Annotated in this window: 31 protein-coding genes and 1 pseudogene; 19 read left to right on the top strand and 13 right to left on the bottom strand. The window is 46.4% G+C overall.

Annotated features, from left to right (window positions below; all coding sequences use genetic code 11):
* The 6 genes from CRECT_RS08880 to CRECT_RS12350 all read left to right on the top strand — a co-directional run bounded on the left by CRECT_RS08880 (nucleotide 1) and on the right by CRECT_RS12350 (nucleotide 3,504).
* A complete protein-coding gene (locus tag CRECT_RS08880) occupies nucleotides 1-147 on the top strand; it encodes a hypothetical protein (RefSeq protein ID WP_157752361.1) in 147 nt (48 codons plus the stop codon).
* Nucleotides 144-1,142, top strand: coding sequence for a tRNA lysidine(34) synthetase TilS (tilS, locus tag CRECT_RS08875; protein ID WP_004318566.1), 999 nt, complete (start codon nucleotides 144-146; stop codon nucleotides 1,140-1,142). Before CRECT_RS08880 ends, tilS begins: the two co-directional genes overlap by 4 nt.
* A complete protein-coding gene (locus tag CRECT_RS08870) occupies nucleotides 1,139-1,798 on the top strand; it encodes a metallophosphoesterase (RefSeq protein ID WP_004318415.1) in 660 nt (219 codons plus the stop codon). Before tilS ends, CRECT_RS08870 begins: the two co-directional genes overlap by 4 nt.
* 347 nt (nucleotides 1,799-2,145) lie before the next feature.
* Nucleotides 2,146-2,847 (top strand): IS1595 family transposase, encoded by a 702-nt coding sequence (locus CRECT_RS08865; RefSeq protein ID WP_039888879.1) that lies wholly within the window; start codon nucleotides 2,146-2,148, stop codon nucleotides 2,845-2,847.
* Nucleotides 2,848-3,050: 203 nt separating this feature from the next.
* Nucleotides 3,051-3,242 carry a DUF2971 domain-containing protein gene (locus CRECT_RS08860; protein WP_171992715.1) on the top strand — a complete coding sequence of 64 codons (192 nt, stop codon included), beginning with the start codon at nucleotides 3,051-3,053 and terminating at the stop codon, nucleotides 3,240-3,242.
* Entirely contained in the window at nucleotides 3,223-3,504 is a 282-nt protein-coding gene (locus CRECT_RS12350) for a hypothetical protein (protein ID WP_002945471.1), read from the top strand. The genes CRECT_RS08860 and CRECT_RS12350 overlap by 20 nt, the downstream gene beginning before the upstream one ends.
* A 75-nt stretch (nucleotides 3,505-3,579) precedes the next feature.
* On the opposite strand, the gene CRECT_RS12345 is transcribed toward CRECT_RS12350, so the two are convergent.
* The 12 genes from CRECT_RS12345 to CRECT_RS08810 form a co-directional block, all read right to left on the bottom strand.
* Nucleotides 3,580-3,717, bottom strand: coding sequence for a hypothetical protein (locus tag CRECT_RS12345; protein WP_198400773.1), 138 nt, complete (start codon nucleotides 3,715-3,717; stop codon nucleotides 3,580-3,582).
* Nucleotides 3,710-3,916 (bottom strand): PAS domain-containing protein, encoded by a 207-nt coding sequence (locus tag CRECT_RS12340; RefSeq protein WP_232501125.1) that lies wholly within the window; start codon nucleotides 3,914-3,916, stop codon nucleotides 3,710-3,712. The genes CRECT_RS12345 and CRECT_RS12340 overlap by 8 nt, the downstream gene beginning before the upstream one ends.
* Nucleotides 3,913-4,152, bottom strand: a complete 240-nt coding sequence (locus tag CRECT_RS12335; RefSeq protein WP_198400775.1) for a hypothetical protein — start codon at nucleotides 4,150-4,152, stop codon at nucleotides 3,913-3,915. The genes CRECT_RS12340 and CRECT_RS12335 overlap by 4 nt, the downstream gene beginning before the upstream one ends.
* 157 nt (nucleotides 4,153-4,309) lie before the next feature.
* Nucleotides 4,310-4,504, bottom strand: a complete 195-nt coding sequence (locus tag CRECT_RS08850; protein WP_002945487.1) for a hypothetical protein — start codon at nucleotides 4,502-4,504, stop codon at nucleotides 4,310-4,312.
* A gap of 212 nt (nucleotides 4,505-4,716) precedes the next feature.
* The gene (locus CRECT_RS08845; RefSeq protein WP_171992714.1) at nucleotides 4,717-5,085 is read right to left on the bottom strand and encodes a hypothetical protein; all 369 of its coding nucleotides are present in this window, start codon (nucleotides 5,083-5,085) and stop codon (nucleotides 4,717-4,719) included.
* Between the two features lie 415 nt (nucleotides 5,086-5,500).
* The gene (locus tag CRECT_RS08840) at nucleotides 5,501-6,028 is read right to left on the bottom strand and encodes a hypothetical protein (protein WP_002945488.1); all 528 of its coding nucleotides are present in this window, start codon (nucleotides 6,026-6,028) and stop codon (nucleotides 5,501-5,503) included.
* The gene (locus CRECT_RS08835; protein WP_002945439.1) at nucleotides 6,021-6,545 is read right to left on the bottom strand and encodes a PilN family protein; all 525 of its coding nucleotides are present in this window, start codon (nucleotides 6,543-6,545) and stop codon (nucleotides 6,021-6,023) included. Before CRECT_RS08835 ends, CRECT_RS08840 begins: the two co-directional genes overlap by 8 nt.
* On the bottom strand, nucleotides 6,538-7,539 hold the full coding sequence (locus tag CRECT_RS08830) for a DUF8341 domain-containing protein (protein ID WP_002945466.1): 1,002 nt from the start codon (nucleotides 7,537-7,539) through the stop codon (nucleotides 6,538-6,540). Before CRECT_RS08830 ends, CRECT_RS08835 begins: the two co-directional genes overlap by 8 nt.
* 55 nt (nucleotides 7,540-7,594) lie before the next feature.
* Nucleotides 7,595-8,047, bottom strand: coding sequence for a hypothetical protein (locus CRECT_RS08825; protein WP_002945437.1), 453 nt, complete (start codon nucleotides 8,045-8,047; stop codon nucleotides 7,595-7,597).
* The gene (locus CRECT_RS08820; RefSeq protein ID WP_002945481.1) at nucleotides 8,037-8,669 is read right to left on the bottom strand and encodes a lysophospholipid acyltransferase family protein; all 633 of its coding nucleotides are present in this window, start codon (nucleotides 8,667-8,669) and stop codon (nucleotides 8,037-8,039) included. Before CRECT_RS08820 ends, CRECT_RS08825 begins: the two co-directional genes overlap by 11 nt.
* A complete protein-coding gene (miaB, locus tag CRECT_RS08815; RefSeq protein ID WP_002945459.1) occupies nucleotides 8,659-9,969 on the bottom strand; it encodes a tRNA (N6-isopentenyl adenosine(37)-C2)-methylthiotransferase MiaB in 1,311 nt (436 codons plus the stop codon). Before miaB ends, CRECT_RS08820 begins: the two co-directional genes overlap by 11 nt.
* Nucleotides 9,966-10,208: an HP0268 family nuclease gene (locus CRECT_RS08810; RefSeq protein ID WP_002945446.1), complete on the bottom strand. Its 243-nt coding sequence runs from the start codon at nucleotides 10,206-10,208 to the stop codon at nucleotides 9,966-9,968. The genes miaB and CRECT_RS08810 overlap by 4 nt, the downstream gene beginning before the upstream one ends.
* 149 nt (nucleotides 10,209-10,357) lie before the next feature.
* Here CRECT_RS08810 and nusA point away from each other — a divergent pair, with 149 nt between their 5' ends.
* From nusA to CRECT_RS08780, 6 genes are all read left to right on the top strand, one after another.
* Entirely contained in the window at nucleotides 10,358-11,458 is a 1,101-nt protein-coding gene (gene nusA / locus CRECT_RS08805; RefSeq protein WP_002945431.1) for a transcription termination factor NusA, read from the top strand.
* A 446-nt stretch (nucleotides 11,459-11,904) separates the two neighbouring features.
* On the top strand, nucleotides 11,905-12,630 hold the full coding sequence (locus tag CRECT_RS08800; protein ID WP_002945428.1) for a hypothetical protein: 726 nt from the start codon (nucleotides 11,905-11,907) through the stop codon (nucleotides 12,628-12,630).
* Nucleotides 12,554-12,877, top strand: coding sequence for a hypothetical protein (locus tag CRECT_RS08795; protein WP_039888497.1), 324 nt, complete (start codon nucleotides 12,554-12,556; stop codon nucleotides 12,875-12,877). The genes CRECT_RS08800 and CRECT_RS08795 overlap by 77 nt, the downstream gene beginning before the upstream one ends.
* On the top strand, nucleotides 12,864-13,010 hold the full coding sequence (locus CRECT_RS08790; protein ID WP_002945489.1) for a hypothetical protein: 147 nt from the start codon (nucleotides 12,864-12,866) through the stop codon (nucleotides 13,008-13,010). The genes CRECT_RS08795 and CRECT_RS08790 overlap by 14 nt, the downstream gene beginning before the upstream one ends.
* Nucleotides 13,011-13,984: 974 nt before the next feature.
* Nucleotides 13,985-16,702 carry a DNA polymerase III subunit gamma/tau gene (locus CRECT_RS08785; protein WP_227932363.1) on the top strand — a complete coding sequence of 906 codons (2,718 nt, stop codon included), beginning with the start codon at nucleotides 13,985-13,987 and terminating at the stop codon, nucleotides 16,700-16,702.
* A complete protein-coding gene (locus CRECT_RS08780) occupies nucleotides 16,674-17,738 on the top strand; it encodes a hypothetical protein (RefSeq protein ID WP_002945454.1) in 1,065 nt (354 codons plus the stop codon). Before CRECT_RS08785 ends, CRECT_RS08780 begins: the two co-directional genes overlap by 29 nt.
* A gap of 330 nt (nucleotides 17,739-18,068) precedes the next feature.
* Here the strand turns inward: CRECT_RS08780 and rho are convergent, their stop codons facing one another.
* On the bottom strand, nucleotides 18,069-19,418 hold the full coding sequence (gene rho / locus CRECT_RS08775; RefSeq protein WP_002945468.1) for a transcription termination factor Rho: 1,350 nt from the start codon (nucleotides 19,416-19,418) through the stop codon (nucleotides 18,069-18,071).
* 247 nt (nucleotides 19,419-19,665) lie between these two features.
* On the opposite strand from rho, the gene CRECT_RS12880 reads away from it, so the two are divergent.
* The 7 genes and pseudogenes from CRECT_RS12880 (at nucleotide 19,666) to ccoS (ending at nucleotide 24,146) form a co-directional block, all read left to right on the top strand.
* Entirely contained in the window at nucleotides 19,666-19,908 is a 243-nt protein-coding gene (locus CRECT_RS12880; RefSeq protein ID WP_250645223.1) for a cation efflux transmembrane domain-containing protein, read from the top strand.
* Nucleotides 19,841-20,181 (top strand): annotated as a pseudogene (locus CRECT_RS12740) (cation transporter). Before CRECT_RS12880 ends, CRECT_RS12740 begins: the two are co-directional and overlap by 68 nt.
* Nucleotides 20,159-20,332 (top strand): hypothetical protein, encoded by a 174-nt coding sequence (locus CRECT_RS12735; RefSeq protein ID WP_227932266.1) that lies wholly within the window; start codon nucleotides 20,159-20,161, stop codon nucleotides 20,330-20,332. Before CRECT_RS12740 ends, CRECT_RS12735 begins: the two are co-directional and overlap by 23 nt.
* 3 nt (nucleotides 20,333-20,335) lie before the next feature.
* A complete protein-coding gene (locus tag CRECT_RS12730) occupies nucleotides 20,336-20,668 on the top strand; it encodes a hypothetical protein (protein WP_039888500.1) in 333 nt (110 codons plus the stop codon).
* 112 nt (nucleotides 20,669-20,780) lie between these two features.
* Entirely contained in the window at nucleotides 20,781-21,224 is a 444-nt protein-coding gene (locus tag CRECT_RS08765) for a hypothetical protein (protein ID WP_002945485.1), read from the top strand.
* Nucleotides 21,225-21,534: 310 nt separating this feature from the next.
* The gene (locus CRECT_RS08760; RefSeq protein WP_002945457.1) at nucleotides 21,535-23,937 is read left to right on the top strand and encodes a heavy metal translocating P-type ATPase; all 2,403 of its coding nucleotides are present in this window, start codon (nucleotides 21,535-21,537) and stop codon (nucleotides 23,935-23,937) included.
* The gene (gene ccoS, locus CRECT_RS08755) at nucleotides 23,934-24,146 is read left to right on the top strand and encodes a cbb3-type cytochrome oxidase assembly protein CcoS (RefSeq protein ID WP_002945433.1); all 213 of its coding nucleotides are present in this window, start codon (nucleotides 23,934-23,936) and stop codon (nucleotides 24,144-24,146) included. Before CRECT_RS08760 ends, ccoS begins: the two co-directional genes overlap by 4 nt.
* Nucleotides 24,147-24,228: the final 82 nt, after the last annotated feature.

Below are 24,228 nucleotides of genomic sequence, written 5' to 3'. Positions count from 1 at the left end.
ATGAAGGCTTGTGGCTTTTGGACGGTCTTTTTTAGCCGCGTCACCGCACCTTTCAAAACGAGCCTCGCTTCAACGCTGACTAGCCTAAATTTATCCGCTGCATCCATACCAAAAGCGGCCAAAATCGCCGTAAAAGGCGCGAAATGAACGCTCCGGCGCTTAGTTTAAAGACGCTCGAGACGCTAAAATCTGGGCAAAATCTGCTTGCCTTTTCTCACGGCGTCGATAGTACGGCGCTTTTTTATCTTCTGGACGAGGCGGGCGTGAAATTTGATCTTGCAATCGTGGACTATAATGTCCGTGCGCAAAGCAAAGACGAGATCACCTCGGCAAGACAGCTCGCGCTTAAATTTAACAAACAAATCTACGTAAAAAGCGTGTGTCTTGGCGCGTCAAATTTCGAACACGAGGCGCGCGCGGCCAGATACGAGTTTTTTTCCGAGATTTGCCGCGAGCATGGATATGAAAATTTGATCTTGGCGCATCAGTTTGACGATAAATTCGAGTGGTTTTTGATGCAGCTTGGGCGCGGTGCAGGGCTTAGCGAGCTGCTAGGCATGCAGGAGCTCGAAGCCCGCGAGGACTACGTGATCGCTCGCCCGCTTCTAGGCGTGCGAAAGTGCGAACTGGAGCGGTTTTTGCGTGAGCGAAATCTAAAATACTTCACCGACGAGACGAATTTAACGGAGCGGTTTAAACGCGGCTTTATTCGCGCAAAATTTAGCGAGCCGTTTTTGGACGAATACTTTAGCGGCGTAAAAAAGAGCTTTGAGTTTTTGGCGGCTGACGCGTTAAATTTAACTCCCGAAATTTCTAATCCCGCGGCAAAAATTTATCTCGTAAAACGCGGCCCGAGCGAGCTTCGCGGCGTCGATCAGGCGTGCAAGCGACTAGGGCTCGTGCTAAGCTCGGCGCAGCGAAACGAATGCGTGCGCTGCCTAGAAAACGGCGCTGACTGCGTGCTAGGCGGCAAGGTAGCCGTGGGTGCGGGTGAAAAATTTATCTTTGTGACACCTTACGCTAAGCCAGCGATGGAAAAGAAATTTAAAGAAGCATGCAGACAGCTCGCCGTCCCGCCGATAAACCGCGGATTTTTATTTGCTTCTGGCACGGATATTGCGCTATTTGAGGAGCTTTTATGAGCGTTTATTTTACCTCCGATCTGCACTTCGGCCACGAGCTGATGTTGAAAAAATATCCGAATTTTAGAAAAGGTGCGAACGCGGCTGAGATGGATGAAAATCTCATCGCCGTTTGGAACGCACTTATTACGCCCGAGGACGTCGTTTACGACCTGGGCGATGTGTCGTTTCACAAGGATTTTGCGCGTACCTACGAGATCTTGCGTAGGCTAAACGGGCGACATTTTTTGGTGCTCGGCAACCACGACGAGCAAATCGTCGCAAGAAAAAACGAGCTGCTGAGCTGGCGCAAGGCAGACGGCAATTTCATGTTTGAGCAGATCGCGGATTACGCCTTCGTACGGCTCTTTCGGGTAAGCGCGGCGCTGTCGCATTACCCGATGAGCGAGTGGGGCGGCTGTCACAAGGGCGCGCTGATGCTCTACGGCCACCTGCACGCAAACATCGCACCGATCGTCGGCAGAGCGCTAAACGTAGGCTTTGATCTGCACGGCAAAATTTTAAGCGAGGACGAGGTCTGGTCGTATCTCAAAGACATACCGCCTAGAGCCCATCACGCAAGCGAGCTAGAGGGCATTAGCGAGAGCGACGGCGTGGAGCAAAGGCGGGTTTTGATAGAAAATTTTTTACGCGAAATAAACCGAACTGAAAAATAGAGGCTTGACTCAAGTTGTCGCAACGCGATTTTGCAATACCCTAAACGCTATAAAATCTTTAATATATAAAATCAATGTAAATCTGCTAAAAATTAATTCAAAAAATATTTAAAATATGATATCGTTTCAAGCATTAGATAATATATTAATAAGGAATTACAAGTATGTCGCAAACAGCAGGAAAAAAGAAAGTATTTTCAAAATTTAGGCCGTTTATTTATAACGGTGAAATAGACGATAGCTCTGATTTTGTTTGTTCGTTTTATTCTGACGACAATAAATATTTAAGGGATATATTAAAAAATAGGCTCAAGATAAGTTAAAAACTTTCAAAGGAGTTTTTAACTATGATCCTGTCGATGAAAAATAAGTATATAGTCCGTTTCCGAATTTCAGAGAAGAAATTTAGAGAAATTCTCAAGTATTTTACAGAGGATATAGAGGCTACTAAAATAGCAAATTTAACCGGGATTTCTAGAATTTCCATCAACAAAATTCTAAAAAATATCAGAATTTTAATGGCTAGCGAGTGTGAAAAAATTAGCAAGTTTAGCGGTGAGATAGAGATTGACGAAAGCTACTTCGGATCTAAAAGAGTAAGAGGTAAGAGAGGTAGAGGAGCAGCAAATAAAACTCCAGTGTTCGGTATGCTTAAAAGAGACGGCAAAGTTTATACTCAAATAGTCAAAAACTGCTCTGCTAGTGAGTTAATACCTATATTATCGCAATATAGCGAGCTTGATAGCTCTACTATATATTCTGATTGCTGGAAGGCTTATGATGGATTAGTGGATTACGGAGCCAAAGCTCATTATAGAGTAAAACATTCAAAGAATGAATTTGCTAACGGTAAAAATCATATAAACGGTATAGAAAACTTCTGGGGATATGCTAAACACAGATTATCTAAATTTAAAGGCATTAAGAAAGAGAATTTCTTGCTTCATTTAAAGGAATGCGAATTTAGATATAATAACAGTAAAGATACAAAAACTTTCTATCATATTTTACTAAAGATGATAAGAGAAAATCCGCTTAACTTATCTTGAGCCTAAAAAATAATAGACTCTATGCTTCTAATTTTTTAAAATTTAACGATGTCAGGGAAGGTTGGTTTAATTTCTTATTTTCCAAAAGTGGCGAAGAAAAAGATATCGTCAAAGCGTTAGAAAATATTAAAAGTGAAAAAGAAAAAAGATTTATTTGTTGTTTTAGTAAAAAATTTAGAAAAGATTCTAAGAAAGAGCTTCTTATGTGGGCGCATTATGCTAATAACCATATAGGTTTTAGGATAGATTTTACTCTAGATGAAAACGAGATGAGTAAAACATATGACGTAAAATACGGCTACGAACCAAAACTAATAGAAAATATCAAAAACTTGCCTAAAAATAGCGAAATAATCGAAATATTAACTAGAAAAGATGAGATATGGGGGGTATGAACACGAATGGAGGACCATATTAGAATCACACGATACGGACAACGGCGCGACCAATGGAGATGGCAAATTTATAAAAATAAACATAGAACGAGTGGCGATAGGAAGAGGATTTTTGCCTGTTGTTTTTGATTGTGATAGAGGTAATAATATACCTAGAAATATAGAGGACTTATCGTATGCCTTAAAAGGGCTTCTAAAGAATGAAAAAATAAAAATTAGCATATATAAAAGTAGATATGATGATGAGCTTATAGATATTTAAGATACAAGCAAAAATTGATTTGCAATATCTTAAACTTAGTATCCAAGGGCTACTAAGTTTAAGTAAATTTATGAGTTATAAACTATCACTCCCCGTATTTTTCTTTAGATCGTCCCACGTCACCAGCGTGCGTTTGCCCTCTAGGCTGCGGATGCGCGTGATATCTTGCGTCATCTCGAGCACGCCCTTAAATACGCCGTTTTCATCACGCACGGCGGAGTAGTAATATAGATAAATTTGCCGAGAAGCTCCAGCCAAAAGTTGGTCTCGTCACGCTTGCTCTGCGAAAGGCGTCGATGATCTCCGGCACGCTAGCTACGCTCTCGCACGAGTGACAGTTTTTCACGTCGCGCCCGATGACGCCGGCACTTAGCGGAAATACGCGGCGCTTCGTGTCGGTGTAAAATTTCACGATCTCGCTCTCATCGACGAAAGAGAGATCGACGGGCATATGGCAAAAATGAGGTTGATCTGCTCCATCGTGAGCTTGCCTGTGGCGACGTCCAGGACTTTGTTTTGCGCAGTTTTTCGCTCGTTTAGGCCGTATTTTGCCACCAAATTCGCAAGCTTGATTAGGAAATTCGGATCAAAATTTACCGCGCTTAAATTTGAGGCGTTTTGCGTGCTAAAATTCGCCGCAGAGCTCAAATTTGCCCCGCCGTTTTTGTCGGCGTTGGCAGGTGTCTGATTTAAATTTGACCGGCCGAAATTTGCCGCCTTTGCCTCAAAATTTGACGCTCCGACGGCCGAGCCGCGACGATCCTGCGATCGGTAGGAGATTTTAAATCGGCAAAACTCAAAGCGTTTAATTTTGTTCGCTCGTCAAATTTGCCGAATTTTTGGCGGACGGCTGCAAGTGAGCGGTTAAATTTGCGCCGTTTTGAGCCTGCGGCGAGCCTGCAAATTTCACCGCCGAGTTTAAATTCGAGCCCGAAGTGGCGCTAAAATCGTGCGAGCCAGCGGTTAAATTTGCATAGGTATTTTGCGCGTTGCCCCGCAAATTTTGATCGTTTGCCGCATTTGTCGCTGCGCTAAAATTTACTCCAAAGCCGCCCGAACCGTGCCGGCTCGCGTCCGCCGAGCCGACGTTTTGATCGGATAAATTTGCTTCGTTTAAATCGCCGTTTTATAAATTTATCGCGCTCAAATTTGATTTACTCGGCAAATTTGCGACCTTTAAATTTGAGTCCGAGCCGCCGTCGACACTCAAATTTAACGGATAAATTTACTCGGCTTTTCGACGAGAAAATATCCGATCTCATCATTGCCGCGCCTCATCGCGCAAAACTCCTCCTCGCTGATTAGCCTCAAAGAGGTCGGATAGAGCGCCGCATCCTCAAGTGCTAGCAAGTCGAGTAGATTTTCGTAGATCTCGTGCCAAGCGGCGATAAACTCGTCCGCCTTATCGCCGTCTAGCAGCTCGCGCGCTGCGGCTATACCGCCGCGGACCTTGTTGTCAAACCCACATAAAGCGTGACAGGCGGTTAAAGCCCTTGTTTTCGAGCATCGACGAGTAGAACTGGCGCTGTTTTCTGGCAAGGTGCGTCCTGTTAAAGCCGCCCGGTTTATCGTAAATTTCAAGCCATTCGTTTTGATAAATTTCTTTTTTTAGCAGCTCTTTTGCCTTTGCGATTAGCTCGCGCGCGGCGTCGTTTTCGCTGATGTAGGCAGCGATGGGGCAGTCTTTTGGCGCTAGGTGCTTGGGCGGCTAGGATGCTGCGCAATATTTCTGATAGCTCGGCGGCATTTTTGTCGATAAACTCGCTTTTAAAGCCTAAATTTAGCAAATTTGCGCGCACGTTTTTAAAATCGGCCGGCGTAAGTTTCGCTAGCTCCGATTTTGTGACTTTCCTAGAAGCGAAAAATTTGCCGCTCCGCTAAGATAATCTCTTAAAATCGCAGTCGCCGAAGCGGCAGCATTATTAAATTTTATCATTTTTTATCCTTATTTAAAATTTTAAGGATTATGCAAAAAGCGGAGATTAAAAATTTTGATTTATCTTAAGCTGTAAATTTTGACGCCAAACGTCGCGTCGATCTTCTCAGCCTCTTTGCGCATTTTGATCGGAAGGTCGATTTTTACGATATTTTCGTAGCTTTGAAGCGCGTCCATAAACTCGTAAAATTTAGCGGGCGTCTTCATCGAGCCCCTCACCGTTAGCTCATAGACCGAGATTTCGCCATTTTTTGCAGCCTCTTTTGGCTCGCTTAGATTTACGTTTGTGAAGTATTTCGAGGCAAACTGCGCAAATTTATCCGCGTCAAATTTATTTTCAAGCGCGTCTAGCACGGCTTTATCATTTTGATTGATCTCGTTTAGGGCCTTTGATTTAGCATCGTAGATCCTTTGCGTTTGCGCGCTTGCGGCGATTTGCATGCGGCTTTCGTATTTGACTTGCTTGTATTCTTTTATGTTCGGCACCAAAAAGCCAAATATCATCACTAGGCAAGCAACGATGAAAAGTAGCACATATATGAGTAGTTTGGTAACGTCGATATTTTGCAGGCTTCTGTCTTTACTCATTTTTACCCTCTAAGCTGTCGGTTTTGTTTGTGCTGATGAAATTTAACCAGCCGCTATCCAGCTGATAAAAAGAGGTGTTTGATGTGTTAAAAATCGACTTTAGCGGCGTGGCGAGCAGCATATTATAAACATCTCGGCTAGGCGTAGTGCCTTTTACGACGAGTGAGTTTTTATCCATCGCGATCTCGTTTAGCGTAATGCTTGAAGGCACGAGATCGAGTAGATTGCGCACGCTTTGCTTTAAAACGGCGTTTGAGGCCAGTATCTCGTTCGCACTATCTCTTCTTTGTTTTAAAAGCGCGGTAAGTTCGTCGGTCTGTTTGATCTGCTCTTTTATTTGATCTTGCTTTTGTTTGGAAATTTGTGTTTCGTTTCGTAACGAACCGCTCTTAAGCTCGACAAATAAATTTACTGCGGCGAAAAGTAACACGACCGTAGAGATAAAGAGCATCCAAATTTTGCTAAATAGACTAAAGATCGGTTTTTTCTGAGGTTTTATGAAACTGTAACTAGTCATTTTCCAACTCTTTTTTCATCAGTTCCGTCATCGTTTTTAGCGTATCGACGGGATAAACTGCGGTCTTTACCAAAAGCTCGTTTTGCAAATAGTGTAAAAAAGTAGCGCTCGTTCTCTCCATAGCGTCAAAGATCACGACATTTTCGATAAAATCACCCTCGTAAAGCGGATTTGTGTAAAATTCTTTAATCGCGAGCGAGATATGGCGATACATACTCATATCGTGTCCAAATATCGACACGGACGCAGTTACGTCAGTGGATTCGGGCATATTTATATCGTAGTCGAGGTCTGCAAACTCCTCCTCGTTGCCGCTGGTTTTTAGCATATCTTCTAGATCTTCTAGTCCGTCAAGGTTGTTAAAGCTATCGTCCACATCGGTGATAAAATCGTCTATCTCGTCACTGTTTTCTTTGTCGAATTCAGTGTTTTCGCTAGCGTCGTATTCGTCCGTCTTACAAACGGTGGCGTATTTCGCGCCATCGTCCGAAGTGATGCAGATGGCGAAAATTTCTTTGCAGGAGTAGATAAAAAGGGTGTTTGCGGTGGGTAAATTTTGCTTTTCTATCTCTTTTTGTATGAGTACGATAGGCGAATAAAGCACGTCGATATCCGTATCGTCGAATTTTTCTTCAGCGGCTTTTACGTCCGAAAGCTTTGCGTAGACGAGCCAATTTTTAGCGGGATTTATGCAGCTTATTTCTTTTGTTTTGATGCCTAGTTTTTCGAGATGCTCGGCATTTCTAGCCTCAAAAACACCTTGACCGAGAGCATCGAAAAAGAGCGAAACATAAACCCATTTATACTCTTTTTGTAGATTTTTTAGATACTCTTCCGCTTTTTTGGAGATGACGCCTTGCTCATCTAGATCAAATTCTATTTTTATCGTTTTAAGAAGTTTTGCGCCCTTATACGCCTCACCGTAAAATAGGCATTTTTTAGACTCGATAACGGCGCTAAGATATAAAACGCTAAAAAAACGACGTATCAGCAAAGATTTCTCCTAAAATTGCAATGCGTTATCATACCCAAAAAGCTATTAAGTTCAATTAAAACAGCTCTTTTTGCAAGGTTAAAAATTTATCTCTTATCATTTTGGCTTCTTTTTGCAAATCGGGGTCGGTCAAATTTGAGGGCTTAAGCAGGTCGTAGTCGCTCACGGCGATGTCGCACATCATACGTATTTTGTCTAAATTCGCTTTGCTTACCTTGCCTGATTTGCTGATTTTTTGGATCTTTTCTAGATAGTCGTTTGAGCGGGCGATGTAGAGGGCGTATTTTTGCGAGATTTCGCTTTGCACCATTACGGTGTGGGCGAGTTTGTTGTAGATGTCTTTATTATATGCCGATTTTGAGAGCTTATAAGCGGTTTCGTAGTCGCCCGTTTCGTAGTAAAATTTAGCCTTGAGCGCGTTTTTGTAGGAAGGGCTAAGGGTGACAAACGAGATAAAAAGAGCCGCCAAAAGCGCTCCGATAGATAAAACTACGACTTTAGAGCTCATTTTCCATCTCCTTTTTTATCAGCCCCCTTGCGGCTTCTAGCGCCATATCCGTCACGCTAAAAGGCGGCGAGAGCGTGTAAGAGATCTTGCTAAAAGGCTTTGGGATTATCATCTTGTCCCAGCTTTTTAGCTGCCAAAATTTACTCGCTTCGTAGTTTAAAATTTGTATCGGCGCATTTTGCTTTTGCGCGATGACTACCGCGCCGTCGGCGACGCTGTGATAGGGGCCGCGCGGACCGTCTGGGGTGATGATGACGTCGATGCCGCTTTTTAGCTCTCTGAAGCTTTGCGCGAGGGCCTTTACCGCGCCTTTTGAGCTGCTGCCTCTGATCGCGTCGATACTGAAAAACGAAATCACGCGCGCGATGATCTCGCCGTCTTTGTGGTCGCTTATCATTACTTTGGCGCGTCTTTGCGGATTTTGGCCGTTTGTCCACCAGTGCACGTAGGCAAAGCTCATCAGCGCCAGCCTGCCGTGCCAAAACAGCACGACGCAGGGCTCGTTTGTCAAATTTGTCTTAGAAAAGCTCTTTTTGCAGGTTAGAAATATAATCCAAATAAAAAAATAGATGATGCGCGGGGCTAAATTTATAAAAACGCTTCGTTTAAATTTAGCCCACAAGCTCACCGTAAAGCACCATTCTCTTTGGATCGTTCACGCGCACTTTTAGCGTCTTGCCCAGCAGCTCTTCGCTACCTGCGACTTGAACGAGGAAGTTGTTAAAGCTCCTGCCGGCAACGCCGCCGTTTGCGCGAAGCTCCTCGAAATATACGTCAAAAATTTTACTCTTTTGCGCCGCGACGATTTCGTCTAAAATCTCGTTGTGACGGCTTTGTAGGCGGGTTAGGCGAGCGCTTGCGAGGCTGTCGGGGATTTGATTGGTAAATTCCGCTGCCTTCGTAAGCGGACGAGGCGAATACTTAAAGCTAAAAATTTGTTCGAAGCGCACCTTTTCCAGCACGTCCATCGTGTCCTCAAACTCCTCGTCGCTCTCTCCGGGAAACGCTACGATGATGTCGGTTGAAATGCTAACCTCCGGGCACATCGCACGCAGTTTAGCGGCCCTATCTAAAAACCACTCTTTGGTATATCCGCGCTTCATCTCGCGCAGGACTTTGGTGTTTCCGCTTTGAAGCGGCATGTGCATGGATTTACAAATTTTGGGATTTTGACTAAAGATTTCTAAAAATTTATCATCCATATGAAGCGGATGCGGGCTGGTAAATCGTATGCGCTCGACGCCCTTTATCTCGCTGATCTTTACGAGTAGGTCGCTAAAATCGATCTTCTCGTGCGCGCCTGAAAATCTCTTGCCGTAGTTGTTTACGTTTTGCCCGAGCAAGAAAATCTCCTTCGCTCCACTCTCGGCGGCCTTTTTTACTTCGCGCAGGATCAAATTTGCGGGGATCGATATCTCGTCGCCTCTGGTGTGAGGGACGATGCAGTATGTGCATTTTTTATCGCAACCGATCGAGATATTTATGTGGCTTTTATACGGCGAGCCGCGAAATTCGCCGAATGCGTACTCGCTCTCGTCATGATTTATGTCGGTGCTGATAAATTTAGGCGTCTTAACCGCAGTGGAAATTTTACTGACGTTTCGCGCTCCGAGTACGAAATCCACGTAAGGCGCTCGTTTGAAAATTTCATCTCCCAAGTGGCTTGCCGTGCAGCCACAAACGCCGATTTTAGCGCCATTTTTTTTGGCTTTTTCAAAGGCGCCGACCTCGCTAAAAAGTTTATGCACGGGCTTTTCGCGCACCGAGCAGGTGTTGATGAGGATGAGGTCGGCATCGGCGATATTTCCCGTTAGCTCGTAGTCCTCTTTTTGCGAGAGTTCGGCGATGATGTGCTCGCTATCGCGGACGTTCATAGCACATCCTAGCGTTTGGATAAAGAGCTTTTTTTGCGCAGCGCTCAAAGGATATGAACCTCGTACATATAGTCGTTTTCGTTGAGGCCGTAGCGAACGGTCCTGTGATAGACGCTCAGGCCTTTTTCTTCGAAAAATTCGACCAGGGCGATGAGTTGTTTGTGGCTATTTTCTCTGTCGAAATAGAAAATTTGTTGTGGATCTTTTGTGAAAGCCGCTTCGATTTTTTCAAGAGAGATTGTTTTTGGTTTGGCGTCAAGTTGCGTTCTAGCTAGTTTTAGCTCCATTTTTTAATCCTTTGAAATCTTTAATTTAATCTGTGAATATAGCAAAAACATCTTAAAAAACGCATTAAACTTCTTAAAAGTATAAAGCTTGTATAATGCTCCTCTAACTCAAAAATTCCCCCAAATTTAAATAACGGAGCAAAAATAATATGGAAAGAATAGCGGATATCATAGAGTCTATCGCAAACGAAAAAGGGCTTGAAATAGAGGACGTAAAAGAGCGCGTCATAAGAGCTATTATCAACACCGCAAAGAAAATTTACGGCGAAAACTACGAATACGACGCCGTCATAGACAGCTCGACCAAGTCCTTGCATTTGTATCAAAAAATCACCGTCGTAGAGGACGGCGACGAGAGACTGGCCGAAGACAACGAGCACTTTCTGGGCGTAAGCGAAGCTAAAAAAGTGGATGCGGGCGTAGAGATCGGCGACGAGCTAACCTACGAGCTATCTACCGACAACCTCGGCCGCACCGCCGCGCAAACGCTTCACAAGGAGCTTGAGTACCATATCCAGCGCCTAATGGAGGAGAAGATCTTTCAGAAATATCAAGAGATGATCGGTCAAATGGTCTTTGGCTCGGTCACGCGAGTGGATAGCGAGGAAAACACCTTCATCGAGATAGACGAGCTGCGAGCCGTGATGTCGCGCAAAAACCGCATAAAAGGCGAGAAATTTAAACCGGGCGATGTCGTAAAAGCCGTCATCAAAAGCGTCTATATCGACAAATCGATGGGTATCAAGGTGGAGCTAAGCCGCACGTCGCCAAAATTCCTCGAAGCCTTGCTAAAAGCCGAAGTGCCCGAGATCAAAGACGGCCTCGTGCTGATCGCCGCCAGTGCGAGAATCCCCGGCGAACGCGCTAAAGTAGCGCTAGTGGCAACATCGCCCAACGTCGATCCCGTGGGAGCAACTGTGGGTACCAAGGGCGTGCGCATCAACGCCGTCACAAACGAGCTAAGCGGCGAAAATATCGATGCGATCGAGTATTCCGCAGAGCCTGCGATCCTCATCACCCGCGCGATGTCACCCGCAATCATCAGCTCGGTCAAGATCACCGATGAAAACAAGGCCGTCGTAAGCCTGGCGAGCGAGCAAAAGAGCAAAGCTATCGGCAAAAGCGGCATAAACATCAGGCTAGCTAGCATGCTAACGGGCTATGAGATCGAGCTAAACGAACTAGGCACGAAGGGCGAGAGCAAGAATGAAAACGCGAAGGATCTAAAGGCGCTGTTCGGGGATTTGTAGTTGATTTTAGTTTGGAGTGCTATACGCCGTTTTTGATTGCTTTTAGGCGGCAAATTTAGAGCTTGGCGTCCGGGTCGAATTTGAGTAAATAAATTTAGCTCAAATTCAGCCTGTTTCGCGCGCTAAAATTTGCCGCTTTTTTCGTTAAATTTCTTATTTTGTCTTGCCAAATTTTGTTTGCGTTTTTCGGGATTTGCCGAATTTGGCGTCTGCGTCGTCAAATTTTAAACCGCTTTATTTGCCCGGAATTTTACCGTTAAATTTATCCGTAGATCAACAAATTTGCCGCACTTTTCTCGCAAAACCCGCACTGCAAAAACCTGACGCCGAATTTACAAAACCGCCGCAACTATAGAGTAAATAAATCCAATATGTTTAAATTAAATTTTAAAAATATTTAAGGGTGTAATATGTAAAATATCAGCAACAACCTCGCAGGATTAAAAATGAATGAAAAATGGCCGAATCAAAACAAACCCCTCAAAAAACTACTTTTGATAGCCTTGATCGCCTTCGTCGTAGGCCACGCCCTGATGTACATAAACCAAAGGAGCGAGTGGCTATACGAAGGTCAGCCATACAAGAAAGCAAAAGAGTGGCTAATAGGCGCAAATTTTATGATGGTATACGGCAATTTTCTAACCAAACTCCCCTTTGTCGATGAAAAAAGCTTTATCGTTCAGCCTGTGCTTGCCTTGCAGGATTATTTCATAAAAAGATGGAAAGAAAATCTACCCGGCGACGATGCGGAAAAATACGCGGACTGGTATGTTTTTAGGTTGATGATGTATATCGCATCTGACCGCATTTATCTATATATGAAATACAATATGGACGAAGTCAAAAAAATAAACGAAAAAGCCTGGGAAACCATAGAAAATATGATCAAATACGAAGCCAAAGACAAGATGTTTCAAGAGATTAGGTATGCCGCCTTTAACAACTCGTCAGTTATATTTGCAAAAAACGTACTCGTGAACTGGTCTGATATAGAAAATAAAAATGGGCAAACGTCGGTAAGTATAGAAAGAAAAAATATCGCAAAACGTCAAACAGCACGAAAGACTCATAAAACTGCGCGAATATATAAAATATATGAACGCGCTTTACTCTTCAAAATATCCCGAAATTTACGACAAAACTCGCAAAGCGGAGACGGCGGAATACTTTGAAAACGAAAGAATTCACGCGATAGCAAGCCAAATTTTATACTGGCAAATACTGACAAATAGATACGCAAATATAGACGGCTTTTGCCAAACGGATAAAAACGAATACTTAAAAGATTACATACAAACTAGGGACTGGCTGGTGAAAAACAAAGAAGACTTGGACAAATACGACATAAATATATATACGACCGTAATAAAATCCGTGGACGACAAGATAAAAGAGGTTTGCGAGGATGTTAAATTTTAAAATGGGCCGCGCAAACGTCAAATTTTACAAAGCGGCGAAGCGCAATAAATCGGCGTTTAAAGTAAGCAAAATAGTAAAATTTGGCATTTGCGGCGGAGATAAATTTGAGGCGGCGGTTACCCGCCTGATTTGAGGTTATTTATTTTTCGTTGAGCGATACATCGGGTGCTGATAGTCGTTCCTCTCGCATCCCGCAGCCAAAAATCCAAACGCTAAAACAAGCGCGCTCAATATAACTTTTCTCATTTTTCTCCTTATTTGATTTTCAATTTCCGCGCGATTATATCAAATTTTGCCAAACGGGTGAATTTATGAGCGGCTAAATTTGACGGTATGTTTTTATCTACCCTGCCGCAAACCGAGCTTGGCGGTAAAAATAGTCGTCTTTGCCGTCTTGCTAAAAGATTTGTTTCGCCGCTATTTAACCGGCCTCGCCAAACTCCGCCGCAAATCCCGGACGCGCCATATCCTCAAATTTATCCGCCTCATCGCCTCGCCGAGCGGCTATTTTGCGCCCTATTTACGTCAAATTTACCGCCGCATAAGTCGTGAGCGACAAAATGCGACGACCTACCGTGCGTTGCACGGAGCGTGGCTGCGAATTTATCGCTTTGCGCCGACTTGCCGATGATACAAATTTAACTTCGCGTCAGCCCGTCAAATCGTTCGACTCGCATCTGTTACCGCTTGCCTTGCAAACTGCTCAAATTTTGCCGCATAGTCGCACCGAATTTGCGGTTATTTACGTCAAATTTGCCGCCGTTTGACAAAACACGGCATCGCTTTGGCGCACGTTAAATTTACCGCCAGAGCCGCGCTTTTCGTCTTGATCGCCAAGGCCATCTCACCCTATCGTCATCCGCGGCAAACTCGCTATCGCGGCAAATTTTTAGACAAAAGCTCGCCCGTTTCGCCGCCTCTCTAAATAACTCGTTTTGCGCCGCCGCCTTTTGCGGTAGGCTCTACTCTCGCGACAAATTTATCGCCAAACGTCGCTTTACCGTCTTTATGGGGCACTCGTTTCGCGCCGCCCCGAGCCGCAATATATTAAATTTTTATCCAAAAAAAAGTAGAATATCACATCTTAAATTTAAGGAAAAATCCGTGTTGCAAGCATTAGCGCTTAGATATAGACCGCGAAATTTTAGCGAGCTCGTAGGCCAGGAGGCCGTCAGCACCAGCCTCACGCACGCTCTGGACGAGAGCCGCCTCACCCACGCCTACCTTTTTTCGGGGCTTCGCGGCAGCGGCAAAACCTCGAGCGCGAGGATATTTTCAAAGGCGCTGGTTTGCGATCACGGACCGACTAGCCGGCCCTGCGAGCAGTGCGCCAACTGCATAGCCGCAAACGAAGGGCGCCACATCGACATCATCGAGATGGACGCGGCTAGCCACCGCGGTATCGACGATATAAAGGGGCTCATCGAGCAGACCAAGTACGCTCCGGCGATCGCTCGCTTTAAGATTTTCATCATCGACGAGGTGCATATGCTCTCCACGCCCGCGTTTAACGCACTGCTAAAGACACTCGAGGAGCCGCCGCCCTACGTCAAATTTATCCTGGCCACGACCGATCCGCTCAAGCTCCCGGCCACCGTGCTATCGCGCACGCAGCATTTTAGATTTCGCCAGATCTCGCGCCCGGACGTCGTCGCACATCTTGACTTTATCCTAAACCGCGAAAACGTCCCGCACGAAAAAGAGGCCCTCGAGATCCTCGCTCGCAGCGGCGCGGGCTCGCTGCGCGACACTCTCACGTTGCTAGATCAGGCTATCATCTACGCCAAGGGCGAGCTCACGCAAAGCGTCGTCGCGCAGATGCTGGGGCTGCTTGATCCGCAGCGCATAGAGGAGATCTTGGCGCTCGTTATGAGTGGCGACAAATCGGCCGTGAGCGCGGCGGTAGCGCAGCTGGAGAGCTACGACGCCGAGATGGTGATAGACGAGATAACGGCCAATCTCAAGGCGAATTTCCTTGCGCAGAGTCCGAAATACTCGCTGCTTTTATACGAGAGATTTTTTAGGATCCTCTCGCAGGCGCGCTCGATGCTAAGCGTCAGCAGCGACGGCGGATTCGTGCTTGGCGTGATGCTTTTTATGATGATCGAGGCGATAAATCTAAAATCGATCGACGAGATGATAGCCGTGGACGCGAGGGAAAAATTTGCGGATTCGCAGGCGCGCGCGGCTGATTTTAGCGCTTCTCGTGCGGCGTCAAATTTCACGGGCGGACGAAGCGAAGCGGCTAGGTTTAGGGCTCCTGCGCAGACGGGTCAAATTTCAGCCTCTGCGGACGGATCAAATTTGACGGGAGTAAACGCTGCCAAACTCGCCTCGCAAAACGGCGCGGCTTTGGAGCAAAATTTGAGCGCTCAGACTCTAACCGGCTCGGCAAATTTGAGCGCCCAGACGCCTCAAGAGCCGGGCGGCCAAACCAGCGCCGCAAAAACTCAAAATCCGGCTTACGAGGCGTTTTTGGCCAAAATTTACGACCGCAGCTTTGATCTTGGCGAGTGCTTTAAAGACTGCATCGAGTTTTTGGATTTCTCAAGCGGCTGCATGAGTTTGGCCTCGAGTGCGGCTGGCGATGATCAGAGGCGGCTTCGCGAGAGCTCGAAGGTGATTTTGCAGATTTTGCGCAGTCTTTTCGGCGAGAGCGCAAAGATAAAGATAACTCCCAAGCAAAGCCCCGAAATAGTGGGCGCAGAGCAAAAGGACGCGGCGGCAAATTTGACGGCAAAAAGTACTGCAAATTTAGACGATGAGCGCGGCAGTGCGGACAAATTTGAGGGCAACGAAACTGTTTCAGGCCTAGAGAGCGCCAAATTTGACGCGGGCGGCTCGGTGGAAAATTTAAATCAAAACGCCCAAGCGCAAGAGCCCTCAAATTTGACTGGAAATTTGTTTGCAGGCGGTAGCGAGGAGAGGACGGCTACGCCCTTGGTGCAAAATTTAGACGCTAAATTTGAAGGCGGCGAGCAGGACGAGCAAACGGAAAATTTGACGCAGCAAACGCAAGCGCAAACGGCAAACGACTCGGCTCTAAGCGAACAAACTAATAGCGACTCGCCTATGGGCAAAACCGAGCCCTTAAATTTAAACGAAAACGCGGCAAATTTGACGCAAAACTCGCAAACGCAGGCGGGTTTAGTTCAGCCTGCCGAGCCTAAATTTGCGCCTGATTTTGAGAGTATGCGCGACGACACGCACGATTTTCATGAGGCGTATTCGCTGAAATTTAAGACCGATGAAGGCGTCGCTACGGGAGCGGATCTGGCGTTTTTAGACGACGAACTAAGGCTGCTCGAGAGCCAAAACGCCGCGAAAACGGAGCAAAAACCAAGCGGCGCTGCTAAATTTAACCAAAACAGCGCGCCGCAAACGGCTAGCTTCGGCGAGCCGCCCTTTGATTCTGATGGCGTGAGCGAGATGTTTAGCGAGGCGGCGGACTATGAGGGTATCGCCGCACCCTTTGAGCAAGACGCGAGCGAGCCGGCAAGCGCCGCCGCAAGGCAAAATTTAGAACCTCGGCAAAACGGTGATAATGTATTTGGCAGCTTGGTTAAAACGAGTACACAGGGCGCTTTAGCGGATTTCGTCTCGCGAAACGGCGCGCCTTTTGATGCGGCAAAATTAAGCGGCGACAAGCTCCAGGACGAAGCAAATTTTGACGACTCGTCCTCAAACGAGGCAAATTTGAGCAGTCAAAATCCTGCGCAAAATTTGACCGCCAAACTGCAAACCGACCCAAAAGCCGCAAAAAATCAAGCGGTTTTAAAAGAAGCCAAGCGACTGTTTGGAGAGCCTGAAATTTTGGAGATTTGACGATATGCACGACGCCGCAGCACTTCTAATCGCACTCATTTTTCTAATCGTAAGCTTCTTTGTCGCTTTAATCGCCCTCAAGGGTAAACGCAAGCTGCTTTGGCTTTTTGTTTGGTTTATGGTTTTCTTTAGTGACTTTATCCTACTTCGAGTCGTTATGGCCTATTATGATTTTAAATATGCCAAGATAAGTGTCCACGAAAAGCCCGCTATCAGAGCATATTATGCCGGAGAAAGAGAAATAGTCGAATGGAATAGAAGCGCTTTTCCTTTGATAGATCCAACCGATTGGCTAAATTTCCCTGCAAATACGACCGATGCGAATTTCATATCTTTGATAAACGGCTACGTAAATTTTATAGACTACAAAGAAAAAAGTAAAAATCCCGCCACGAACGGTAAATATTTTAGAATTTATCTGGATGACTATACCGCACAAGAGTGCTTTTTATCAGCCAAGTTAAGCACAAGAGGCTTTTTAAAGAGTATCCCGATAACATATGAAGAATTAAATATATTTTTTAATCAACTGCAATCAAATCATGAAAGCGAGGATAAAATAATCATAGAGATAAAATCGTTACTTGATGATAGAAATGCCTCGACGATAGATATAAAACCGTCTAAAATATTAAGCTACATAAAATACAATATGAAAGATCTCAAGCAAATTTACAAAGACAAATGTATAGCTCGCAAAGAAATCAATGAAGATGAGATAGCGTCTGTCGAGCTCGTAATAAAATATCCGTATGCCGTCATAGAACTAAAGCCCGACATAAAGCCTAATGTATTGACAGATATGTTATATATTGATTTTGACTACGGTGCCGTGATCAAAGATAGATATACCGGTAAAATTCTAGCAGATAACGTATATATGAGCGTTGGATACCAGGGGATAGCGGGTGAAATTATAAGGGCATATGGCGGCAATCCCGGGAGTACGGATTTTTGCGATAGCGGCAGAGAGAAGTATTTAGACGTATGTAATCAAAAAATGATAGAGGAATTCTTTAAAGGCGCTGGGCGGTAAAATTTGCAAATCCGTCGCAGCGATAGAAGAGGGGGCGGCGTGCTCGGTAGCGCAGTAAAATTTAAATAAAAAAGCAAAGCGTGCATAAAGCGGTTAATCTCGTAAATTTAGCGTAAGATGTGAGAAGCGACGGACAACAAAAGCTAAAAGCAAATTTGAAAGGCCGCGTTAAATTTGGGCGTTTAAATAGTCGCCGCTACTGACGTAAATTTAAGCGGAGACGGTTTGTAAATTTATAAAATTTAGAGCGTTTTAAAGTAGGTCGGCGAGCCGAAACGACTCGCGCGTAAGATTAAGCGGCGGTAAATTTAGGTCAAAAAATGCGTAAATTTACGACTCGTTTAGGATCGAAAGCAGCTCTTTGTTATCCTTGGTTTTTAGCATTTTGGCGTATAAAAACTTAAGCGCCTCTACGTCGTCCATCGTCGCGATCGCCGAGCGGATAGCCCAGATCTTTTGCAGTTCGTCCGGTTTTTGCAGTAGTTCTTCTTTTCTGGTGCCTGATTTTAGTACGTTGATAGCCGGGTAAATACGGCGGTCGGAGATGTTGCGATCTAGCACGATCTCGCTGTTGCCGGTGCCTTTAAATTCCTCGAAAATTACCTCGTCCATACGCGAGCCCGTGTCGATGAGTGCGGTGGCGATGATGGTGAGGCTACCGCCGTGCTCGATGTTTCGCGCCGCGCCGAAAAAGCGCTTCGGTTTATGCAGGGCGTTTGCATCCACGCCGCCGGTTAGCACCTTGCCGCTTGGCGGAGTTACGGTGTTATACGCGCGCGCTAAGCGGGTGATGCTATCAAGCAGGATGATGACATCCTTGCCCATTTCTACGAGGCGTTTGGCCTTTTCGATGACGAGTTCGGCGACGCGCACGTGGTTCATCGCAGGTAGGTCAAACGTCGAGCTAAATACCTCGCCCTTTACGCAGCGCTGCATGTCGGTGACCTCCTCGGGACGCTCGTCCACGAGCAGTACCATGAGATGCGACTCGGGGTGGTTGCGCGCGATGCCGTGGGCTAGCTCTTTCATGAGCTCGGTTTTACCGCTTCTTGGAGGGGCGACGATTAGGCCGCGCTGACCCTTGCCAAGAGGCGTAAAGAGATCGAGCACGCGGCCCGTTAGCTTCATTGGATCGTACTCGAGGCGAAGTTTTTCCGTCGGGAAAAGCGGGGTTAGGTTGTCAAATAACGGGCGCTCTTTGGCCTCGATTAGCGGCATATAGTTTAGCGCTTCGATTTTTAGCAGGGCGTAGTATTTTTCCTGATCTTTTGGCTCGCGCACCTGACCCGTCACGATATCGCCCACGCGTAGGGCAAATTTGCGAATTTGAGAGTTTGAGACGTAGGCGTCGTTTGAGCTGTCACTGAGGTTTGCGTCTACCGAGCGCAAAAAGCCGTAGCCCTCGCTCGTGATCTCTAAAATGCCCGTAAAAAGTATAAATCCGCCTTGTTTTGTTTGGGTTTTTAGGATCTCAAATATCAAATCTTGTCTGCGAAATTCGCGCGGATTCTCGACGCCTACGCTATTTGCGATAGCGATGAGCTCCTCTAGGCTGAGCATTCTTAGCTCTTCGATTTTGTGTCCGTCGACGGGGATGTGAGTGCGCACACTCGGGTATTTTTTGGTCGTTTTTTGATTTTCCTGCGCGGAATTTGCAGGCTGGGTCGCGTTATTTTCCATCGTGTCCTCTTTAAAATTACGGAATAATTTTGTAGATAAATTTAAGTTTCAAAAAGAAGTTTTGAAAGCTCGCATTTTATAAAATTTTGGCTTTGATGTCAAGAAGCGATATAATCTCGCCAAAAATGAAAAGAAATTTCAAAATGACGGATTTTAAAGACGACAAACGTGAAAAAACGATGATAAAACCGCGCTTATCGGTATAGTTACGAATTTTTTCTTAGCCGGAGCGAAAATCTTTATCGCTATGGTTTCAAACTCGGTCGCGCTGATATCAGACGCTGTAAATAACCTTAGCGACGCAGGCTCAAGTATCATTACAATTTTCGGATCAAAACTAGCTAGCAAGATGCCGGGCGAAGCCCCACCCATACGGCTACGGCAGGACCGAGTATATCGGCGGTCTCATCGCCTCGGTTATCGTGCCGATGCTGAGATTTCAGTTTCTAAAAACTTCGGTCGAAAATATCTTCGCGCCGGAGCCTACTAGCTTTACGATGCCGTTTTTGGCGTTTTTGTTCTGCGCGATATTCGTCAAATTTGCGCTCGGATTTTACTGCAAAAGATCGGCAAACAGACCAAATCTATCTCGCTTAGAGCCGCCCCGCAGGAGGCTTTGGGCGATGCGATCATATCGTGTGTGATCCTCGTCTCCGCCGCGCTATCGTACTTCGCCGATATCCAGATAGACGGCTACGCAGGCGCTTTGGCCTCGCTTTTTATTATCGTAAACGGCGTTTTTGATAAAAGAAACCTTCGATAAAATCATCGGTCGGCGCGTTGAAAAGGAGATCAGCGACGAAATTTGCGCCGCCGTAAATCGCTGCGAGATCGTGCGCGGCGCATACGACCTAATCCTGCACAACTACGGCGCGCAGCGATACTTTGGTTCAGTAAGCGTCGAGATAGACTAGCATTTGCCTCTTAGCGAGGTCTCGCAGAGGCTAAACGAGCTTCAGATCGAGATTTATAAAATTTACAGGATTTATCTGGTTTTCGGCGTTTATAGCGTAAATTTGAGTCAAGAAGGGAGCCGCGCCTGCGTGACGAATCTACTCTCGCGCTTTAGCAGCGTGCGCGGATTTCACGCGTTTTTCATCGATACTAAGAAAAAGAGCGTGAGGTTTGACGTGATGGTCGATTTTGCCGAGAAAAATCTAGGTGAGCTGCGCGCCGAGGTAGAGCGCGAGATATCGCTAAGCTTTCCTGGATATAAAATTTTCATCGTGATAGATAGGGAGTTTGCGTGAGGGTTGGGGGAGGGACAAATCGGTAGCGCCTAGGACGTTTTAATGTGCTATAATCGTGCGGCTTAAAAATATAAAGCTGGAGCGTAAAATTTAATCTAATCGTGAGAAAAAAATGGCATTTTTAAAAATTTTTACTTGTGCGTTTTCGATGAGTTTTTGCTTTATGAGTATTTACGGGCTTACGACTAGCGCGGTAGAGCTTGCGCTTTTTACGGAGTATGATCCAGCAGGAGATGCCGATCCTCTCGGAGATTTGGGCGATCCGCTTGATTGGCTTCAGCTAAATATCGCTTATTTGGTCGGTTTTTGGATATTTTTTAGTGGCGTGTGCGCGGTGCTTTATAAGCGGCTAAGTTATTTTGACGAAATTGCAAAATTTTTCATAGATTTGTTTTTGCCTGCCGCTGCGACGATTATTTTAGCGCTTATTTTGGGTGCGCTACTCCCGTTTGCGGTTGGGGCACAGCGAGGAGACTTTGTTGTTGCTCAAGGGGTTGGCACATTTTTAGCCGAAATACTTTTTATAATCATAATAGCTCGCTTGCTAAAAAGATAGCGAAAGTATTAAATTCAGCGCTCAAGACACTATTTGTATTACTACAAGATTCCACAGAGCGGTTATGGGTAAAATTCGAGGCCAAAATTTGCGAGCGTTAAAAATTCGCTCGTAAATTTGCCAGCGTTTTCAAGATGCGGGTTTTGGCTAAGTCTGATCAAATTTATGTTTATGTGTGAGCAAAATCTGTCAAATTTGCCGTCAAATTTGGAGACACTCTCCCATTCACGCCAAAGCTTGCAAAATCAAGCGAGGCTTTAGAAATTTTGCGTATAATTAAAAATCTTAAAATGAAAGAAAAAAGTAACCGATGAGCAAATTTAAATGCGCGCACTGCAGAGGCGAATTTGAGCGCGAGGCGTTGATAGAGCGCGGCGGGGAGCTGTTTTGCTGTGAGGGGTGCGCGGGAGTTTATGAGATACTTAACGCAAGCGGGCTTAATGAGTTTTACGAAAGGCTTGGTAAAACTACGCTAAATCCCGCCTGGGGTGCGAAAAACGCGGCGCAAAAGTCGCAAGAGGACCTCGCGGCTATTTATCAAAATTATGTCAAAAACGAGAACGGTTTTAGTAAAATCTCGCTCATCATCGAGGGTATCCATTGCTCGGCTTGCGTCTGGCTAAACGAGAAGGTTTTATTTGCGCAGAAGGGAATTTTAGAGGTAAATATAAACTCGGTTAATAACAAAGCCCTCATCGTCTGGGACGAAAACGAGATAAATTTGGCTCAAATTTTCGCTCTTATCCACTCCATCGGCTACGAGCCCTACCCATACGACGCGCAGGCTCAGGAGCACAGGCTAGCAGGGCAGAGGCGCGAATTTTACGCTAGGCTGCTTGTCGGGATATTTTGCACGATGAACATCATGTGGCTGGCCGTCGCGCAGTACGGCGGCTACTTCACCGGCATGCGCCAGGACGTGCGCTCTATCATAAATTTCGCCGAATTTATCCTCGCTACGCCGGTGCTTTTTTATACGGGAAGCGGGTTTTTTAGGGGTGCTTGGACGGCGCTAAAAAACAAAACGCAAAACATGGATAGCCTCATCGTCACGGGTACGCTTGCGGCTTACATTTTCTCGATCTACGCGATGTTTTCAAGGCAGGGCGAGGTGTATTTCGACTCGGTCGCGATGATAATCACTTTCGTATTTATCGGCAAATATCTGGAAATCTTGAGCAAGAAAAAAGCCGCCGACACGCTTGATAATCTAAACTCGCTAAATTTAAACTCCGTTAGCGTCAAAAACGGCGACGAAATAATCCTAAAAAGCGCGCAGGAGGTGCGTGCGGGCGAGCTCGTGGTCGTGAGAGCGGGCGAGCGCGTGCTACTTGACGGCGTAGTCGTAAGCGGCGCGGCGAGCTTTGATCTCTCTAGCCTTAGCGGCGAGAGCGCGCCTGCGTATCTTAGCGCAAAAGATGGCGAAAACGAGATAAAAAGCGGCTCTGTGTGCGTGGACGGCACGCTGGTTTATGAGGTCGGCGCCGTCTTTAGCGAGTCGGTGCTAGCCCGTATTATAAATTTGCTAGAAACCGCCGCAGCCAAAAAGCCCAAGATTCAGGCACTCGCGGACGCTATCTCGGCGAGATTCTCGGCTGCTATCACGGCGCTGGCGCTAGCGACGTTTGCGTTTTGGTTCTGGCGCACGGGCGAGCTATCCGCCGCGCTCATCGTCGCGATCTCGGTCGTGGTGATCTCGTGTCCCTGCGCGCTGGGGCTTGCTACGCCCGTTAGCACGCTCGTTGCGCTTGGGGCGGGCTTTAGGCGCGGGATACTTTTTAAAGAAGCGCGCATCATCGAAAGTCTAGCCAAGTGCGATACGGCTGTGTTTGATAAGACCGGTACGCTCACGTCCGGGCGGCTTAAGGTTAGTAAATTTACGCACTCGGGCAAATTTGACGCAAGTGCACTTTTTTCGCTGGTTAGCGGCTCGGATCACCCGATTAGCCGCGCCGTAGGCGAGTATCTGCGCGCAAATTTTAGGGATTTAAAACTTTTAGAGTTAAAGGGCTTTGAAAATATCGCAGCGCGCGGAGTAAGGGCTAAATTTGACGGTATAAATCTAGCCGGCGGGAGCGAGAAATTTATGCGCGAGCTGGGGCTTTATAACGGCGAAGCGGTACGCGAGACTTGCTATTTTTTTGCCGCAGACAGGGAGATCGCGGCGGCATTTGAGCTAAAGGAGAGCCTAAAAGATGGCGCTAAAGAGTGCGTGGACGCGCTAAAAAACGCCAAAATGCGCGTAGCGATGCTAACGGGCGATAACGAATACGCCGCAAAGCGCGTAGCAGAGGGGCTTGGCATCGACGAAACGGTCGCAAACGCTCTGCCCACGGACAAGGCCGCCTACGTAGAGAGACTGGCGCAGCAGGGCCGAAATGTGCTGATGGTAGGCGACGGGATCAACGACGCCGCCGCGCTCGCGCTATCAAGCGTGGCTGTGTGCATGGGTAGCGGAGCGGCCGTGAGTATCGCAAAAAGCGACGTCGTGCTAATGAGGGATGACCCCGTCTCGCTAGCAGCTGCGGTTAGGCTCGCGCGCAGGACCTACCGCATCGTGCGGCAAAATTTGGCCTTTTCGCTCGTTTATAACGCCGTGACGATACCGTTAGCGATGGCCGGCTACGTGGCGCCCGCCGTAGCTGCGCTCTCGATGTCGCTAAGCTCGGTCGCGGTCGTGCTAAACGCGATGCGGGCTAGGAGCGAGCGATGAGCGGGGCGGTCGTGGCGATGATGATCGGCGTCTCGACGCTGCTTGGCGCGTGCGGGCTGGCGGCGCTGCTGTGGGGGCTTAAAACCAGGCAGTTTGACGATGAGCGAAAGTTTTTGGACGGGACGAAATTTGACGACGAAGACGCGCTAAACGACGCCTATAAGCTGGAGCTGCGCCGCAAAGAAAAGGGCTATAAGCCGCCTGATTGAGGTTTAAATTTATGGCAAATTTTTCGAGACTTTGTCGATAAAATTCAGCCGATTTTAGGCTGTAAAATTCGCTGCGAAATTT

This window comes from Campylobacter rectus, assembly GCF_004803795.1.
In the GTDB taxonomy this organism is placed as follows: domain Bacteria; phylum Campylobacterota; class Campylobacteria; order Campylobacterales; family Campylobacteraceae; genus Campylobacter_A; species Campylobacter_A rectus.
Note: the sequence above shows the minus strand (reverse complement) of the source record. Positions and strands in the feature narration are given on the sequence as shown.